14 protein-coding genes are annotated in these 17861 nt (G+C 64.6%); 9 read left to right on the top strand and 5 right to left on the bottom strand.

Annotation, left to right across the window (positions count from 1 at the left end):
* Window positions 1–220 precede the first annotated feature (220 nt).
* Window positions 221–1441 (bottom strand): cytochrome P450, encoded by a 1221-nt coding sequence (locus tag ACVIIV_RS32935; RefSeq protein ID WP_456747900.1) that lies wholly within the window; start codon window positions 1439–1441, stop codon window positions 221–223.
* 105 nt (window positions 1442–1546) lie between these two features.
* Here ACVIIV_RS32935 and ACVIIV_RS32930 point away from each other — a divergent pair, with 105 nt between their 5' ends.
* From ACVIIV_RS32930 to cnbZ, 9 genes are all read left to right on the top strand, one after another.
* Window positions 1547–2089: a phosphonopyruvate decarboxylase gene (locus ACVIIV_RS32930; RefSeq protein ID WP_456747899.1), complete on the top strand. Its 543-nt coding sequence runs from the start codon at window positions 1547–1549 to the stop codon at window positions 2087–2089.
* Window positions 2086–2676, top strand: coding sequence for a thiamine pyrophosphate-dependent enzyme (locus ACVIIV_RS32925; RefSeq protein ID WP_456747898.1), 591 nt, complete (start codon window positions 2086–2088; stop codon window positions 2674–2676). Before ACVIIV_RS32930 ends, ACVIIV_RS32925 begins: the two co-directional genes overlap by 4 nt.
* A 156-nt stretch (window positions 2677–2832) precedes the next feature.
* A complete protein-coding gene (locus ACVIIV_RS32920) occupies window positions 2833–3519 on the top strand; it encodes a TetR/AcrR family transcriptional regulator (RefSeq protein WP_456747897.1) in 687 nt (228 codons plus the stop codon).
* Between the two features lies 1 nt (window position 3520).
* The gene (locus ACVIIV_RS32915; protein WP_456747896.1) at window positions 3521–4714 is read left to right on the top strand and encodes an efflux RND transporter periplasmic adaptor subunit; all 1194 of its coding nucleotides are present in this window, start codon (window positions 3521–3523) and stop codon (window positions 4712–4714) included.
* 69 nt (window positions 4715–4783) lie between these two features.
* Window positions 4784–7879 (top strand): MexW/MexI family multidrug efflux RND transporter permease subunit, encoded by a 3096-nt coding sequence (locus ACVIIV_RS32910; RefSeq protein WP_456748884.1) that lies wholly within the window; start codon window positions 4784–4786, stop codon window positions 7877–7879.
* 129 nt (window positions 7880–8008) lie between these two features.
* The gene (locus ACVIIV_RS32905; RefSeq protein WP_456747895.1) at window positions 8009–10606 is read left to right on the top strand and encodes an ATP-binding protein; all 2598 of its coding nucleotides are present in this window, start codon (window positions 8009–8011) and stop codon (window positions 10604–10606) included.
* Complete coding sequence (locus ACVIIV_RS32900; RefSeq protein WP_456747894.1) at window positions 10603–10992, top strand: response regulator; 390 nt, start codon at window positions 10603–10605, stop codon at window positions 10990–10992. Before ACVIIV_RS32905 ends, ACVIIV_RS32900 begins: the two co-directional genes overlap by 4 nt.
* On the top strand, window positions 10989–12239 hold the full coding sequence (locus ACVIIV_RS32895) for an adenylate/guanylate cyclase domain-containing protein (RefSeq protein WP_456747893.1): 1251 nt from the start codon (window positions 10989–10991) through the stop codon (window positions 12237–12239). The genes ACVIIV_RS32900 and ACVIIV_RS32895 overlap by 4 nt, the downstream gene beginning before the upstream one ends.
* 9 nt (window positions 12240–12248) lie before the next feature.
* Window positions 12249–12995 carry a 2-amino-5-chloromuconate deaminase CnbZ gene (cnbZ, locus tag ACVIIV_RS32890; protein WP_456747892.1) on the top strand — a complete coding sequence of 249 codons (747 nt, stop codon included), beginning with the start codon at window positions 12249–12251 and terminating at the stop codon, window positions 12993–12995.
* 7 nt (window positions 12996–13002) lie between these two features.
* On the opposite strand, the gene ACVIIV_RS32885 is transcribed toward cnbZ, so the two are convergent.
* The 4 genes from ACVIIV_RS32885 to ACVIIV_RS32870 form a co-directional block, all read right to left on the bottom strand.
* Window positions 13003–14808 (bottom strand): gamma-glutamyltransferase family protein, encoded by a 1806-nt coding sequence (locus ACVIIV_RS32885; protein ID WP_456747891.1) that lies wholly within the window; start codon window positions 14806–14808, stop codon window positions 13003–13005.
* An 85-nt stretch (window positions 14809–14893) separates the two neighbouring features.
* On the bottom strand, window positions 14894–15883 hold the full coding sequence (locus tag ACVIIV_RS32880) for an ABC transporter ATP-binding protein (RefSeq protein WP_456747890.1): 990 nt from the start codon (window positions 15881–15883) through the stop codon (window positions 14894–14896).
* Window positions 15880–16866, bottom strand: coding sequence for an ABC transporter ATP-binding protein (locus ACVIIV_RS32875; RefSeq protein WP_456747889.1), 987 nt, complete (start codon window positions 16864–16866; stop codon window positions 15880–15882). The genes ACVIIV_RS32880 and ACVIIV_RS32875 overlap by 4 nt, the downstream gene beginning before the upstream one ends.
* A gap of 13 nt (window positions 16867–16879) precedes the next feature.
* Complete coding sequence (locus tag ACVIIV_RS32870) at window positions 16880–17851, bottom strand: ABC transporter permease (RefSeq protein ID WP_456747888.1); 972 nt, start codon at window positions 17849–17851, stop codon at window positions 16880–16882.
* Window positions 17852–17861 lie beyond the last annotated feature (10 nt).

The following is a 17861-nucleotide window of genomic DNA, read 5'->3' as shown; positions in this document are numbered from 1 at the left end:
ACTCCATTGCCGCGCGCGGAGGCGTCAACCGACTGCGCCGGCGGCCTTCAGCTTGATTTGGGGATCAGCCCGCCGTCTTGGAAGCCTTTCATGCGCCAACGGCGTGGCTCAGCCCGATTTGCCTGAAACATCCGATAGTTCTCCGGATCTACAAGGTGTCATTCGTCGACCCGGTCTCTACTGTGCATGGGGTTGTTTTCGCAATTTTTGTTTTCGGCCCTCACCCGATCGCGCAGGGCACGCTCAAGAAGCCGCGAAACCGAACCCGGCCGCCCCGCACCGGCTGGCCGCTGACGGCATAGTTCGGGAAACGCGCCAGGAAGCGCGAGATCGCGATCGCCCCTTCCAGCCGCGCCAGCGCCATGCCGGCACATTGATGCGCGCCGGTGGCGAAGGCGAGGTGTCGGTTCGGCGTGCGCGCGATGTCGAAGCGCTCAGGGTCGGGAAACTGCGCGGGGTCGCGGTTGGCAGCGCCGATGCACAGCGTCACCGACGTCCCGGCATCGAGCATGACGCCGCCGAGCTCGACCCGTTCAGTGGTCATGCGGTTGCCGAGCTGGTTGGAGCTCTCGTAGCGCAGCATCTCCTCCACGGCGGTCTTGATCATGTCAGGGTTATCGATCAGCCGCTGCTTCTGGTCGGGATTGCGGTCCAGCGCCACGAGACCGTTGCCGATCAGGTTGGTCGTGGTCTCATGGCCGGCATTGAGCAGGAAGATGCAATTGTGCAGCAGCTCCTTCTCGGTCAGCCGCTCGCCGTTTTCCTCCCCCTGGATGAGGCGCGTCAGCACGTCGCGCTCGGGATTGCCGGGTTTCGCGCGCCGGCGCGCGACCAGCGTTTCCAGATAAGCGAGGAAGTCCGTCACCGCCTTGTTGCCCCGCGCGGCGGCTTCGGGCGACACCACGGGTTCGAGCGCGCCGAGGATCGCCAGCGACCAATCGCGCAGCGGTCCGCGTTCGGCGTGGGGGACGTCGAGCAGATTGCCGATCACCTCGATCGGGATCGAGGCGGCGAAATCCTCGATCAGCTCGCAATCGCCCTTGGCCGCGATGGCGTCGAGCAGGCTGTCGACCAGCTTGATGAGATCGCTCTCCATCCCTGCGATCGCCCGCGGCGATAGCGCGCCCATGATCAGGCGGCGCACGCGAGTGTGGGAGGGCGGATCGTTGAAGACGAGGCTCGTGGTGTGGTGCTCGTAGAGCGGGGTATCGCCGTACTTCGGCGCGAACTCGCGCCTCTTGTCCGAGCTGAACGACTTCGTGTTCTTGTAGGTGACGACGAGATCGTCATAGCGGGTCAGGAACACTGTGCCGTTCGGCAGGCGCTTGACCGGCTCGTTCTCCCGCAGTGCACGATAGGTCGGATAGGGGTTGTCGTAAAATTCAGGCGTCAGCTTCTCGAGGTCGAAGCTTGCCGCCAACTCCTTCGCATCTGCGTTCATCCCGTTATACTCGCCGGTTAAAGCCGTTATGCCGTTTTTGTTGTTCTGGTCGGCGCACGCATGCGTCTACAGTCTTTGCACCTTGCTAGCCGACCGGACAGGAAAATGCACGCACGCGCTGACGCTGCCGACACGGCGCCGAACTGGCCCGACGATATTTTCGCGACCCTGCAACGCTTCGATATCAGGCAGGTGCCTTACGTGCCGGATGCCGGCCATTCGAGGCTGATCCAGCGCGTGCTGGACTCCTCCACCATGCGCGGCATTCCGCTGACGACGGAGGAGGAGGGCGTGGCGCTGCTCGCCGGCGCGTGGGCCGGTGGCCAGCGCGGCGTGCTGCTGATGCAGTCGAGCGGCGTCGGCAATTGCATCAACATGCTGTCGCTGATCCCGATCCTGCGCTTTCCGTTCCTCACGCTGGTGACCATGCGCGGCGAGTGGGGCGAGTTCAATCCGTGGCAGGTCCCGATGGGATCGACCACGCAGGGCGTGTTCGAGCTCTCCGGCGTCCGGGTGCTGCGCGCCTCGCACGCGGCCGAGGTGCCGGCCGTGCTGGAGGCGGCCGCAGCGCAGGCCTACAATGCGCTCACCCCGACCGCCGTCCTTCTGTCGCAGCGCCTGATCGGCGCCAAGGTTTTCACCAAATGAGCAAGGCCAATCTCCTCGACCGCCGCCAGGTGGTGTCCACGCTGCTTGCGGACCGCAAGGACGTCGTCGCGATCGGCGGCTTGGGTGCCTCCACCAACGACATGTGCGCGGCCGGCGACCACGCCCGCAACTTCTACCTCTGGGGCGGCATGGGCGGCGCGGCGATGATCGGGCTCGGACTCGCGCTGGCGCAGCCGAAGCTGCCGGTGCTGGTCATCACCGGCGACGGCGAGATGCTGATGGGCTTGGGCAGCCTTGCCACCATCGGGCTGCAGAAGCCCTCCAACCTGTCGATCGCAGTGCTCGACAACGAGGCCTATGGCGAGACCGGCGGCCAGACCAGCCACACCTCGGCCGCCGCCGACCTCGTCGGCGTCGCCAAGGCATGTGGCATTGCGGACAGCCGGGCCGTCACGACCATGGCCGAGGTCGAGGCCTTTGCCAAAGCCGTCCACGACGTCTCCGCCGGGCCGCGCTTTGCCAATGTGAAGATCGACAGCGCCAGCCTGGAGCGGATTTTGCCAAGCCGGGATGGAACTTACATCCTCAACCGGATCCGCGGCGACTTCGGCTTCCAGCCGATCTAGCCCGGCGCTGCTCGTAAAAGGCGAGCACCGTACACGCTGGCCGGGTGACGGGGCGAAATTTCCCCTGAGTCTGCAACGCATTCAGGTTGCGATGCAACATAGTGCTTGACTTCTGCGTGGGTGAGTGCTTACTCACCCGGCATGAGCTCATTGCGTATGACGAGCGACCTGAGGCGTCAATTGATCCTCGGCGCCGCAAAGCGCTGCTTTGCCCGACACGGCTATACCGGCACCACGACGAAGAGCGTGGCGGCCGCCGCTGCCATTTCCGAGGCGCTGCTGTTCAAGCATTTCCCGTCCAAGGCGGCGCTCTACGCCGAAATCCTCAGCGACGAATGCGAGGCAGATCCGGCGTTGATGGAGCTGCTCGAGCGGGAGCCGTCGACCGCCACTCTGGTCGAAGTGATCCGTGGCATGGTCGAGCATTTCCTTGAGATCGCCGACGGGCCCGACCAGGAAGAGGCGCAGCGCCTGCGACTGATGGCCACGAGTCATTTGGATGATGGCGAATTCGCCCGTTTGCTGTACGCCAAGATCGAGACGCTGATCGGGGCCGTCTTCGTCACCTCGCTCGAGCGGGCGATTGCCAGCGGAGACGCGCGGCCCTGCGCGGGCGATCCGCTCAACCTGTTCTGGTTCGCGCATCATGCGGTGATGACCGTGGCGCTGACCAGGCTGCCGGCCACGCCCTGTCTCGCTTACGGCAAGGCGAATGATCTGGAGCGGCAGCTCTGTGAGTTTCTCCTGAGGGGGATCGGACTTAACGACGCCGCAATTGCTACGCATCTGAGCCACGATCAGGCCGCAGATGCCGACAAGGCGGCGATTGCAGAAAGTGCATGACATGAACATCGTAGCCGAACACAAGATTTCGGGCGAACCGATCGACAACAAGGCTCCCAAGCGTCCGGTCCGGCCGGTGCGCTGGTTCATCATCGTCAGCACGCTGCTGGCCGTGCTCGTCGGTGGCCTCGTCTGGTTCAATTATTTCCGCGGCCAGATGATCAAGCAGTTCTTCGCAAACAACAAGCCGCCGCCGACGGCCGTCAGCGCAGCCGAGGCGAAGTCCGAGGTGGTGCCGAACCTGCTCACCGCGGTCGGCAGCCTTGTCGCGGTGCACCAGGTCGACGTCAGCGCCGACGTCAACGGTCGCGTCACCGAGATCAAGTTCGAGCCGGGCACGCATGTCGAAGCCGGCACGCCGCTGGTGCAGCTGTTCGACACGCCCGAGCAGGGCGACCTTGCCAATTACAAGGCGCAGGCGACCGTCGCGCAGCTCTCGCTCGACCGTGCCAAGCAGCTGGCCTCGCGCCAGTTCGGCCCGCAGGCCACCGTCGACCAGGCGCAGGCCGCTTACGACCAGGCACAGGCGGGCATTGCCAAGACCGAGGCGCTGATTTCGCAGAAGCTGGTGCGTGCGCCGTTCTCCGGCGATCTCGGCATGCGCAAGGTCGAGCTCGGTCAGTACCTGACGGCCGGCACGGCGATCGTCTCATTGACCGACCTGTCGGAGCTGTGGGCCAACTTCACGGTGACCGAAAAGGATTCCGGCAGCCTCAAGGTCGGCCAGACCGTTCGGCTGAAGGTGGACGCCTATCCGGGCCGCACCTTCGAGGGCAAGATCACCACGATCGAGCCGCAGATCGCGACCGACACCCGAAACATCCGTGTGCAGGCGACGATCGCCAATCCCGAGAAGATCCTGAAGCCCGGCATGTTCGTGACCACGACGGTGGTGTTGCCGGAGAAGCCGGCGGTAATCACCGTTCCGGAAACGGCGGTCGACTATACGCTGTACGGCGACTCCGTGTTCGTGATCACCGAGAAGAAGGAAGAGGACGGCAAGACCAGCCTCTCGGCGGTGCGCACCTTCGTGCAGACCGGCAACCGGGTCGAGGGCCGCGTCGAAATCGTCAAGGGCTTGAAGGCGGGCGACAAGGTCGTCGCCGTCGGCCAGCTCAAGCTGCAATCGGGTGCTCCGGTGTCGATTTCGACCGACCCGGCCCCGCCGATTCCGGCGCAGCCGCCGCGCTACTGATCCACTGCATTCAAGTGATCCGGCTCGGCCGGATCACTTCTCTTGAGACATAGAATCGAGATCGCCGCGATGGCCTTTACCGATATTTTCATCAAGCGTCCGGTCCTGTCGGTCGTCGTCAGTCTGCTGATCCTGTTGATCGGACTGCGCGCGGCCATGGTGCTGCCGATCCGGCAATATCCGAAACTGTCGAACACGGTCATCAACATCACGACCGTCTATCCCGGTGCGTCCGCGGACCTGATCCAGGGCTTCATCACCACGCCGATCGAGCAGGCGGTCGCCTCCGCCGAGGGCGTCGACTACATCACCTCGTCATCCGTGCTCGGCACCTCGACGATCCAGGTCTACATCAAGCTGAACTTCGATCCGAACCAGGCGCTCACCGAGGTGCTGGCGAAGACGAATTCGGTGAAGTACCTGATCCCGAAGGAATCCAACGACCCGATCGTCACCAAGACCACCGGCCAGACCACCGCCGTGATGTATCTCGGCTTCTCGTCCGAGGAGCTGTCGGGTTCAGCGATCTCCGATTATCTGACGCGTGTGGTGCAGCCGGTGCTCTCGACCGTCGACGGCGTCGCCTCGGCCGACATTTTGGGCGGTCAGACTTTCGCGATGCGGCTGTGGCTTGATCCCGTGAAGATGGCTGGCCGCAACGTGTCGCCGGCCGATGTCGCGGCCGCGATCACCGCCAACAACTTCCAGTCCGCGGCGGGCCAGACCAAGGGCTATCTCATCGTCTCGAACGTCTCGACGAATACGGGCCTGACCGACGTCAACCAGTTCAAGAAGATGATCGTCAAGGCCAAGGACGGCGGCTTCGTGCGGATGGAGGACATCGCCACCGTCGAGCTTGCGGCCCAGAGCACGGACGCCAGCGTCGCCTTCAATGGCGAGCATGCGATCTTCATCGGCGTGCAGGCAACGCCGCAGGGCAACCCGCTGACTCTGGTGAAGGGCGTGCGCGCGCTGTTCCCCGAGCTGGAGCGCAATCTGCCGCCGTCGATGAAGATGAAGGTCGCCTACGATTCGACCAAGTTCATCCAGTCCTCGATCGACGAGGTGGAGAAGACGCTGGGCGAAGCCGTGATCATCGTGATCGTGGTGATCTTCCTGTTCCTGGCCTCGCTCCGCTCGGTCATCATTCCCGTCGTCACCATCCCGCTGTCGATGATCGGCGTCTGCACCCTGATGCTGGCGCTGGGCTTCAGCTTCAATCTTTTGACCCTGCTCGCGATGGTGCTCGCGATCGGCCTCGTCGTCGACGACGCCATCGTCGTGGTGGAGAACATTCATCGCCACCTTGAGGAGGGCAAGACACCGGTCCAGGCCTCGCTACAGGGTGCGAGGGAAATCGTCGGGCCTGTCATCTCCATGACCATCACGCTGGCCGCGGTGTACGCGCCGATCGGCTTCCTTGGCGGTCTTACCGGTTCGTTGTTCCGCGAATTCGCCTTCACGCTCGCGGGCTCGGTGATCGTGTCGGGCGTGATCGCGCTGACGCTGTCGCCGATGATGTGCTCGGTGCTGCTGAAGAACGCCGAAGAGGGCCGTTTCGCCAAGCTCGTGAACCGTGTGTTCGGCGCCATGACGCGGTGGTATGGCCGCAAGCTCGACCGCTCGCTCGACTACAAGGCCATCACCGGCCTGTTCGCAGTGACGATCCTGGGGCTGGTCGGCTTCCTCTACATGCATACCTCGAAGGAGCTGGCGCCCGAGGAAGATCAGGGCATCGTGTTCGCGGTGACCAAGGCGCCGAAATACGCCAACATCGACTATGTCGATTTCTACGGCGACAAGCTCGACAAGGAATTCCAGAAATTCCCCGAGACCGATCTGCGTTTCGTGCTGAACGGCATCAACGGCCCGCAGGGCGGCATCGCCGGCATGCTCTTGAAGCCCTGGGACGAGCGCACACGATCGTCGATCGCCTTGAAGCCGCTGGTGCAGGCCGAGCTCTCCAAGATCGAGGGCGTGCAGGCGTTCGCGTTCAACCTGCCGCCATTGCCGGGCGGACCGGGCGGTCTGCCGATCCAGATGGTGATCAATTCCACGGCCGGCTTTCAGACCGTCTATGAGCAGATGGAGAAGCTGAAGGAAGCTGCACGCAAGAGCGGCATGTTCATCGTCTCCGACAGCGACCTCGCCTATAACCAGCCGAACGTCGAGGTGACGATCGACCGCACCAAGGCGCAGGACCTCGGCGTCAACATGCAGAACCTCGGCTCGACGCTCGCGGTGCTGCTCGGCGGCAATTACATCAACCGCTTCAATCTCGAGGGCCGCTCCTATCAGGTGATTCCGCAGGTCCCGCGGGGCAAGCGGCTGTCGCCGGAATCGCTCGGCGGCTACTATGTGACGACCAACACCGGCCAGCAGCTTCCGCTGTCGACCGTGGTCTCGATCAGGACCAAGACCGATCCGAATTCGCTGACTCACTACAACCAGCTCAATTCGGCGACGTTCTCGGCCGTGCCGATGCCCGGCGTGACCGTTGGCGCTGCGGTCGACTTCCTCGAAGGCGAGGCCAAGAAGCTGCCGCAAGGCTTCAGCCACGACTACCTCGCCGACTCCAGGCAGTACGTGCAGGAAGGCAATCAGCTCGCGATCACCTTCGGTTTCGCGCTGATCATCATCTTCCTGGTGCTGGCCGCGCAGTTCGAGAGCTTGCGCGATCCGCTGGTCATCATGATCTCGGTGCCGATGGCGATCGTCGGTGCGCTGATCCCGCTGTTCTTCGGCGCGGCGACCATGAACATCTACACCCAGGTCGGTCTGCTCACCCTGGTCGGCCTGATCACCAAGCACGGTATCCTGATGGTGGAGTTCGCCAACGAGCTCCAGGTCAACGAGCGGCTCGACCGCCGCTCGGCCATCGAGATGTCGGCCCGCATCCGCCTGCGGCCGATCCTGATGACGACCGCCGCGATGGTGACCGGCCTGATCCCGCTTTTGACCGCAACCGGCGCGGGCGCGGCCAGCCGCTTCTCGATCGGTCTGGTCGTCGTCGCCGGCATGTCGATCGGTACGCTGTTCACGCTGTTCGTGCTGCCGGCGGTCTATGTGGTGCTGGCGACTGACCATCGCGCGGCGGCCGATTCCGAGCGGAACAAGCAGGTTAACGAACTCGACCTGGATTCAAAGGTGCTGCGGCCGACCTGAGGCCTCACGGCAACCCGGTCCCGGGGCGGCAGCGGTCATCCGCTGCCGCCCTTTTTCGTTGTGTCTCGGGCAGGCCCTGCGCCGCGCTTGCGAGAGACAAGGACCGGTCTTCTTGCTAGGTTCCGCGGGATGAGCCTTTCCCTCCACCCCGACACACCTCGAGCCGGGTCGCTGCCGAGCGCGGCCCCAGGCGAGGCCGCGTCCGGCGGAACGGCGGGCCGCGGGATCAGGACCCGGCTCTTCGCCAAGTACGTCGCGCTGTTCGTGGCCGTCGTCGCCATCGCGCTGCTCGCCAATGGCCTGTTCGAGGTCTTCTTCTATTATCGCGAGCACAAGGCCTCGCTGATCCGGGTCCAGCATGAGCAGGCCGAGGCGGCTGCGGCCAAGATCGGCCAGTTCGTCAAGGAGATCGAGAGCCAGCTCGGCTGGACCACGCAACTGCCCTGGTCGGGGGGCTCGATCGAGCAGCGCCGGTTCGATGCGCTGCGCCTGCTGCGCCAGGTACCTGCGATCACCGAGCTAGCCCAGGTGGATTCGACCGGTAAGGAGCGGCTGCGGGTTTCGCGGCTGGCGATGGACGCGCTCGACAGCGGGATCGACCTGTCGAGCGATCCGAAGTTCACCGAGGCGGTTGCGCACAAGGTCTATTACGGGCCGGTCTATTTCCGCCGGGAGTCCGAGCCCTACATGACGCTGGCGCTGGCGGGCGCGCGCAAGGATGCCGGCGTCAGCATCGCGGAGGTCAATCTCAAGCTGATCTGGGACGTCGTGTCCCAGATCAAGGTCGGCGAGCACGGCCACGCCTACGTGGTCGGCCCGGAGGGACGCCTGATCGCGCATCCCGACATCAGCCTCGTTCTGCGCAATACCGACATGTCCAAGCTCGCGCAGGTGCGGGGTGCCCGGGCCGGTGGCGGCACCATGCCGGACTCATTGCAAGAGGCGACCAACATCCAGGGGCAGACGGTTCTGACAGCCTCCGCCCCGATCGCGCCGCTGGGCTGGACCATGTTCGTGGAGCTTCCTGTCGAAGAGGCCTACGCTTCGCTCTATGCCTCGTTGCAGCGGCTCGCGATCGTACTGCTCGCGGCGTCGATTTTCGCAGTGCTCGCCGGGGTTTTCCTGGCGCGCCGCATGGTCGGACCGATCCAGGCGCTGCGCAGCGGCGCCGAGCGGATCGGCGGCGGCGACTTCTCCCAGCGCATCTCGATTAAGACCGGCGACGAGCTCGAAGGCCTCGCCGATCAGTTCAACGAGATGGGCGCGCGCTTGCAGGAATCCTATGCCGACCTCGAAAGCAAGGTCGAGCAGCGCACCGCGGAATTGAGCGAGTCCTTGCAGCAGCAGACGGCCACGGCGGAAGTGCTCGAAGCGATCAGCTCATCTCCGGGGGACCTGGAGCCGGTATTCCAGAAAATGCTCGAGAACGCCACGCGGGTCTGCGCGGCCAATTTCGGCGTGATGCACTTGATGCAGGGCGACACTTGCATGGTCGTGGCGGACCATAACCTTCCCGAAGCGTACCGCGCTTCTCGAGCCGGCCTTCAGGTCCAACCGCATCCGGAAAGCGGTCTTGCGACGGTGATCCGCACGCATGCGATCTCTCACATGGAGGACTTGCGGGAGGGTGGTGCCTATCGGGCTGGAGCTCCCCACGCAATCAAGCTCGCCAACATCGCCGGAGCGCGTACGGTCCTCGTCGTGCCGATGATGAAGGAAGACGAGCTGATCGGTACGATCACGATTTTCCGACAGGAGGTTCGACCATTTACCGAAAAGCAGATTGCTTTGGTCGAAAACTTCACCAGGCAGGCCGTCATCGCCATCGAGAACACGCGGCTGCTTCGCGAGTTGCGTGAGCGCACCGAGGCGCTGTCCCAATCCCTGAACGATCTGCGCGTCGCGCAGGATCGCCTGGTACAAACCGAGAAGCTCGCCTCGCTCGGCCAGCTCACCGCCGGCATTGCCCACGAGATCAAGAACCCGCTCAATTTCATCAACAATTTCTCTGCGGTCTCGACGGAGCTGATCGACGAGCTCAACGAGACCCTGCAATCGGCCGCGCTCGACGGCAAGACGAAGGAGGAGGTTGACGAGCTGACCGCCATGCTCAAGGGCAATCTCGAGAAGGTGGTGCAGCACGGCAAGCGCGCCGATTCCATCGTCCGGAACATGTTGCTGCATTCGCGCGAAGGCTCCGGCGAACATCGCGCCGTCGACATCAATGCCGTCGTGGAGGAAAGCCTCAATCTGGCCTATCACGGCGCGCGCGCCGAGCGGCCGGCCTTCAACGTCACGCTCCAGCGCGCGTTCGATCCCGCTGCCGGCATGGTCGACATCTATCCGCAGGAGATCACGCGCGTCTTCCTCAACCTGATCTCGAACGGCTTCTACGCCACTGCCAAGCGTAAGGAGAGCGAGGGCGATGCTTTCGAGCCCACCCTCAACGTTGCGACCAAATATCTTGGCGGCAGCGTCGAAATCCGGATCCGCGATAACGGCACCGGAATTCCGCCCGAAGTGAAGGAGAAGATGTTCAATCCCTTCTTCACCACCAAGCCGGCCGGCGAGGGCACCGGGCTCGGCCTTTCCATGAGCCATGACATCGTCGTGAAGCAGCACGGCGGCACGATCGACGTGAACACCACACCCGGTGTATTCACCGAATTCATCATCACGCTGCCGCGTACGATGATGGCAAACGGCACTTCTGGAGGCAAGTCTTGAACGTTTACATCCTGGTCGTCGATGACGAGCCCGACGTCGAGGCGCTGTTCCGGCAGCAGTTCCGGCGCGACCTGCGCGCCGGCCGCTTCCAGATGGAGTTCGCGCTCTCGGCTCCCGAGGCGCTCAAGCGCGCCGCCGAGGTTCACGATCCCTCGCTGATCTTGATCCTCTCCGACGTCAACATGCCCGGCATGAGCGGGCTCGACATGCTGCCGAAGGTGCGCGCCGCGCATCCGGACGTTCCCGTCATCATGATCACCGCCTATGGCGATGCGGAGACGCGTCGCAAGGCGATTGAGCGCGGCGCCGTCGGGCTTCTCACCAAGCCGATCGACTTCGCGCTGCTGCGGCAGGAGATCGACACGAGGCTCGAGCAAGCCGCATGACTGCGACCATCCTCTTCGTCGACGACGAGCCGGACCTGGAGGCGCTGATCCTGCAGAAATTCCGCAGGCAGATTCGCGATGGGCACCTCGCTCTCATCTTCGCGCGCGACGGCCTGGAGGCGCTGGAATCGCTCGAGCGGAACCCGCATGTCGACATGGTGGTCTCCGACATCAATATGCCGCGGATGGACGGGCTGTCGCTGTTGCAAAAGCTCCAGGAGGCGGAGGACAAGAAGTCGACCATCATCGTCTCGGCCTATGGCGACATGAGCAACATCCGCACAGCCATGAACCGCGGCGCGTTCGACTTCCTGACCAAGCCGATCGACTTCGCCGATCTGGAAGCCACGATCGAGAAAACCATCCGGCATGTGGAGATGTTGCGCGACGTGCGGCGGCGCCAGATGGAAGCCGAGCGCGCCCATGCCTCGCTGTCGCGTCATTTCTCGCCAGAGCTCGCCAAGCGTCTGGCGGCCGGTGGCGAAGGTGAGGGGATCGAGGTGCAGTGGCGCGATGTCGCGACCATCTTCACTGACATCACCGGTTTCACCTCGCTGGTCGAAAGCGCGCCGCCCGAGACGCTCGGCGAGCTGCTCAACGAATATGTCGGCGGGATGACCGAGATCGTCTTCGCACATGAGGGAACGGTCGCGAAGGTCATCGGCGATGCGATCCAGGTGCTGTTCAATGCGCCCGGCGATCAGCCCGACTATGCGACCCGTGCGGTCGCCTGTGCTCATGATCTCGACGCCTGGGCGCAGGACTTTTGCGCTCGGCAGAAGGCCAAGCGTGTGAATTTCGGCACGACGCGCATCGGCATTCACGCCGGGCCGGCGCTGGTCGGCAATTTCGGGGGCAACCGCTTCTTCGACTACACGGCCTATGGCGACTCCATCAACATCGCGGCGCGTCTCGAAGCCGCCAACAAACATCTGGGCACCCGCATTTGCGTCAGCGCTAGCGTGGCTGCAGCGGCTGAGAATTTTCAAGGCCGCCCCGTCGGTGAGCTGATGCTGCGCGGCCGCAGCGAACCGCTGCGCGCGTTCGAGCCGTTGCCGCAGGCCAAATTCGAAGCGCCGGAATCCGCGCTTTATTCCGAGGCTTTCGCCAAGATGGAAGCCGGCGACGCCGCCGCCATGCCGGCCTTTGCAGCGCTGGTCGGTATGCACGCCGACGACTCCCTGGCCGGCTTTCACCTGAGGCGCCTGCTCAATGGCGCCAAGGGCATTCGCGTGCCACTCGAATAGGGGTTCAACATGACGCGTGACTTCTCCGCCGGCAATTATCGTTTCATTCCGTCCGTATTCCAATATTCGGCTGGTGCCGCCGCAGATGATGGCTACGAGATCGAGCGCGTCCGCTTCGATCGCCTGGTGCCGCTCGCGGAAGGATTTGCGCTGGCCGCAAAGTTCATCCAGGAGGCGGGACGTCCGCTGACGGCGTTCTGCGCCTGCGAGCTGCGCTCGCCGGCGGCCTTCAGCGAGGAAGGCTTTCGCGCGTTTAACCTGCACTATGTGAAGACGCTGTCGGAATGGGGCATTTTCGATGGCGCCACCAATCCGGTCGCGCGCAGCAATGTCTGTCCGGAGATCGATCCGCCGTCCGAGCCGTCCTTCTACGCATTCTCCTTCACGCGTCCGACGCGGTCAAACGCACCCAGCTTCGTCATCGCCGGTGGTGCGGAGGCACGCGAGGGCAGTGGCACTTATGTCGAGCGCACGGTGCGCTACCGCGACCTCAGCCCCGAGGGGCTGCGGGAGAAGGTGCGCTTCACCACCACGTCGCAGATGGAAAACCGGATGGCGGCCTTCGGCTTTGGCTGGAAGGACACCACCGCCGTGCAGGCCTATTCGGTGCACGACTTCCACCACGCGCTGGTCGATGAGCTGGTCCGCCGCGGCGCGCTGCGCTCCGGCCTGACCTGGCATTTCGCCCGGCCGCCAGTGGTCGATCTCGAATACGAGATGGATTGCCGCCGCGTGATGCGGGAAGTGGTGATCTGATCGGACGTCAGCGTCCTGCGGCGTAGCCCTGCATGCCGCGCGGATTGGCGGCGGCGCGGCGGCGGCGACCTACGCGTGAGGCCGCGGTGAGGCGGCCTTCCGACCAGTCGGGACCGATCTCGACGATATGCCCGCGCTCGCGAAGATTTTCGATCGTCGCCTTCGGCACGCGGTTCTCGAGCACGAGCACGCCGGGGCGTGCGGTGCGCGGCCAGAACGAGATCGGGAAGTGCTCGGAATGCCAGGCCGGCGCGTCGATCGCCTCCTGGAGATTGAGGTTGCAATGGACGTGGCGCAGGAAGAACTGCGTGATCCATTGGTCCTGCTGGTCGCCGCCGGGCGAGCCCCAGGCCAGATACGGCTCGCCGTCGCGCAGTGCCATGGTCGGCGACAGCGTCGTGCGCGGGCGCTTGCCTGGTGCGAGAGCTGCGGGATGACCTTCCTCCAGCCAGAACATCTGGGCGCGGCTGCCCAGACAAAAACCGAGCTCGGGAATGATCGGCGAGGATTGCAGCCAGCCGCCCGATGGCGTCGACGAGATCATATTGCCGGCCTTGTCGATGATGTCGAAATGCACGGTGTCGCCGCGCACCTCGCCGAAGCGCCCGACGGTCGGCTCGCCGGCGCCGAGCGCGCCGACTGCCTCGCGCTGGCCTTCGGCGCGTCGCAGCTTGACCATGCCGCCAAAACCTTCGACCGAGCCGGGAATGAAATCGAGCGAGGCCTTGTCGGTGACGAGCTTGCGGCGCTCGTCGTTATAGGCATCCGACAGCAGCGTCGAGATCGGGATCTCGGTGAACTTGGGGTCGCCGTAGAATTTTTCGCGGTCGGCGAAAGCGAGCTTGGCGCATTCGATCTGGAGATGGATGAACTCCGGACCGGTCGGATCGAGCCCGTCGAGAGCAAAGCCCTTCAGCAGCGCGAGCTGCTGCAGTGTCACCGGGCCCTGGCTCCAGACGCCGGCCTTGCAGACCGTGTAGCGGCCATAGTCGTAGGTAAGCGGCGCTTCGATGGCCGGCTGCCAGCGTGCTATGTCGTCGGCGGAGAGCACGCCGCGATGCGGCGAGCCGCTGACGTCCATGACTTCCTGGGTGCGGCAGAATCTGTCGATAGCTTCCGCGACAAAACCTTGCGACCAGGCTTTTCGCGCGCGCTCGATCTCGGCATCACGGCCACCTCCGCCGCTTTCCGCCTCGCTGAGGATCCGGGCGTAGGTCGCGGCCAGCGTCTTATTGGTGAAGAGTGTGCCGGGTTTCGGCACCTCACCGTTGGGCAAGTAGACTGCTGCCGAAGTCGGCCAATGCTTGCGGAATAGCTGCTCGACGGTCTGGATCGTGGCGCAGGCGCGCTCGACCAGCGGATAGCCATCGCGGGCATAGGAGATCGCGGGCTCCAGCACGTCGCGCACGCGCATCGTGCCATAGTCGCGCAGCAGCATCATCCAGGATTCGAACGTGCCGGGGACGCAGGCGGCGAGCAGGCCGGTGCCGGGCACCATGTCGAGGCCTTCGCTCTTGTAATGCGCAATGGTGGCGCGCGCCGGCGCCGGGCCCTGGCCGCAGATCACCTCGGTGCGGCCGCGCTTGACGTCGTGCACGATGATTGGGACATCGCCGCCGGGACCGTTCAGATGCGGCTCGACCACCTGGAGCGTGAAAGCGGTGGCGACGCCGGCATCGAAGGCATTGCCGCCCTTCTCCAAAATACCCATGCCGACGGCGGTCGCGATCCAGTGCGTCGTGGCGACGACCCCGAACGTGCCCTCGATCTCGGGCCTCGTCGTGAACGGATCGGGATTGATATTGCTGCCCATTGGACTTCACCACCTTACTTCCGGCGCGCAATTGATCACAGCCGATGCCGCGCCGCCAATGCGCTGATAGCATGGCACGCGCGCGTCACGCCGGGACCGGTGCGGTGTTGACTGCGTGGCAGGCGACGCGGTCGATCAGTTCCGGCGTCTCCTTGCGGCAGAGATCGAATGCCAACGGGCAGCGCGGATTGAAGGCGCAGCCGGAGGGCGGATTGATCGGGTTCGGGATCTCGCCCTTGACCGGAATGCGCTGGCGACCGCTCATGGCGAGATCCGGCACGGCGCCGAGCAGCATCTTGGTGTAGGGCATGCGCGGGCGGGCGAACAGCTCGCGTCCCTCCGCGATCTCGACGATGCGGCCGAGATACATCACGCCGACCCGGCTCGCCATGTGGCGCACCACCGCGAGATTGTGGCTGATGAACATGTAGGTCAGGCCGAACTTGTCCTGGAGATCGCGCATCAGGTTCAGGATCTGTGCCTGCACCGAGACGTCGAGGGCCGAGGTCGGCTCGTCGCAGACGATGAATTCTGCATCCGATGCGAGCGCGCGCGCGATCGCGATGCGCTGGCGCTGACCGCCGGAGAATTCGTGCGGATATTTCAGCCTGTCGTCGGGGTGCAGGCCGACGAGGCTGAGGAGCTCGCCGACACGGGCCTGGATGTCGCGCTCGCCCTGGATCAGGTCGAAGGCGCGGATCGGCTCGGAGATGATGGCATCGACGCGGAAGCGCGGGTTCAGGCTCGCATAGGGATCCTGGAAGATCATCTGAATGCGGCGACGCAGCTTTCGCCGCGCCGACGCCTGCCGCGGATCCGTCATCGAGACGCCGTCGATCAGGACATCGCCGGAGCTTGGCGGCAACAGGCCGACGACCATTCGCGCCACCGTGGTTTTGCCGGAGCCGGATTCGCCGACCAGGGCAAAGGTCTCGCCCTTCCGGATATCGAAGGTGACGTGATCGACCGCCTTGAGATATTCGAGATGCCCGCCCTCCAGCACACGATTGAGCCAGGGTTTCGAGACGTCGAAGACGCGGCGCAGGTTTGTGGCCTGGACGAAGGGAACGCTCATGCCGCGCTCTCCGCCGGCACGGTATCGTAGAGATGGCAGGCGACCGATTGCGCGCCGCGCGGCAGCGGCTCCGGCCGCTCGACACGGCAACGATCGAAAGCGAAGGCGCAGCGCGGATTGAACGAGCAGCCACGCGGGATGGCCGACAGCCGCGGCATCGAGCCCGGAATCTGCACGAGGCGCTTGTCGTCCCCGGCGAGCGTCGGGATCGCGCCCATCAGGCCCTTGGCGTAGGGATGCAACGGGTTCTTCACGACGTCCTGCACCGGGCCGATCTCGGCGACGCGGCCGGCATACATCACCGCGACACGGTCGGAGGTCTCGGCGATCACGCCCATGTCGTGGGTCACCAGCATCACGGCGGTGCCGTGATCGCGTCCGAGCCGTTTGATCAGCGAGATGATCTGCGCCTGCACGGAGACGTCGAGGGCGGTGGTCGGCTCGTCCGCGATGATCAGCTCCGGCTCCGCGCAGATCGCCAGCGCAATCACGACGCGTTGGCGCATGCCGCCGGAGAACTCGTGGGGATAGCCGTCGATGCGCTTTTCCGGCGCGGGAATGCCGACCTCGGCCAAGAGGTCGATGGCGCGGCGGCGGGCGGCCGCCTCAGACAGATTGAGATGGGTACGGATCGTCTCCACGATCTGGTCGCCGACCCGGTAGAGCGGATTGAGCGAGGTCAGCGGATCCTGGAAGATCATGCCGATGCGCTTACCCCTGATACGGCGCATCTCCTCCGCCGGCAGGTTGTCGATCCGCAGGCCCGCCAGATGAATCTCGCCGCCAGCGATGCGGCCGGGTGGATCGATCAGGCCGATCACCGAGAGGCCGGTGACGGACTTGCCGGCCCCGGATTCGCCGACGACGCCGAGCACCTCACCCTTGGCGATGTCGAAGGAGACGCTGTCGATGGCGCGTAGCGCGCCGCGGCGGGAGGCGAACTCAACCTGGAGATTGCGCACGGAAAGGACGGGTTCGGTCATGAGTGAGGCGTACTCATCGGAGCTTCGGATTCAGCGCGTCGCGCAGCCAGTCGCCCAGGAGGTTGATCGACAGGATCAGCGCGGCCAGCGCGAGCCCGGGAAAGGCGACGATCCACCATTCGCCGGCGAACAGATAGTTGTTGCCGATGCGGATCAGCGTGCCGAGCGAGGGCATGGTGTCGGGCAGGCCGACGCCGAGGAAGGACAACGTCGCCTCGGTGATGATGGCCAGCGCGAGGTTGATCGTGGCGATGACCAGGATCGGGCCCATGGTGTTCGGCAGCACATGCCGCAGCATGATCTTCGGCGCGGGCAGGCCGATCAGCTGCGCGGCGGCGACATAGTCCTTGTTCTTCTCGACCATGACGGAGCTGCGCACGGTCCGGGCATAGCCAACCCAGAAGCTCAGGCCGATCGAGATCACCAGCACCGCCAGCATGCTGGTGGCGTCCAGCCGGTTGCCGAGGATCGATTTCGCGATGCCGTTGACCAGCAGCGCGATCAGAATGGCGGGAAAGGTGAGCTGCACGTCGGCGATCCGCATGATCACCCCGTCGACTGCGCCGCCGAAATAGCCGGCGATCAGGCCAAGCGCGATGCCGAGCGCACCGGCGAAGATCACGCCGGCGACGCCCACGGCGAGCGAGATGCGCATGCCGTAGAGGATAGCGGAAAACACGTCGCGGCCCTGCTCGTCGGTGCCGAGCAGGAACGGGCTCTGACCGTCCGCGGTCCACAGCGGTGAAATCCGCGAATTCATCAATTGCAGTTGTGCCGGATCGAAGGGGTTCTGCACCGCGAGCACGGATGCAAAGATCGCGAGCAGGAAGAACAAGACCGTGATGGCTGCCGCCACCATGGTGAGCTTGGAGCGTCGGAACGAATAGAACAGGTCGCTGTCGAGTGCGCGGCTGAACCAGCTGTGGGCGGCATGCGTCGGCTGCGCGCCTTGCTTGTCGGAATTGGAAACGACTGCGTCGGACATGCAGGCTGCC

It is taken from the genome of Bradyrhizobium sp. USDA 4354 (assembly GCF_054060315.1).
The sequence above is the reverse complement of the archived record's forward strand: the minus strand, read 5'-3'. Positions and strand labels throughout refer to the sequence as shown.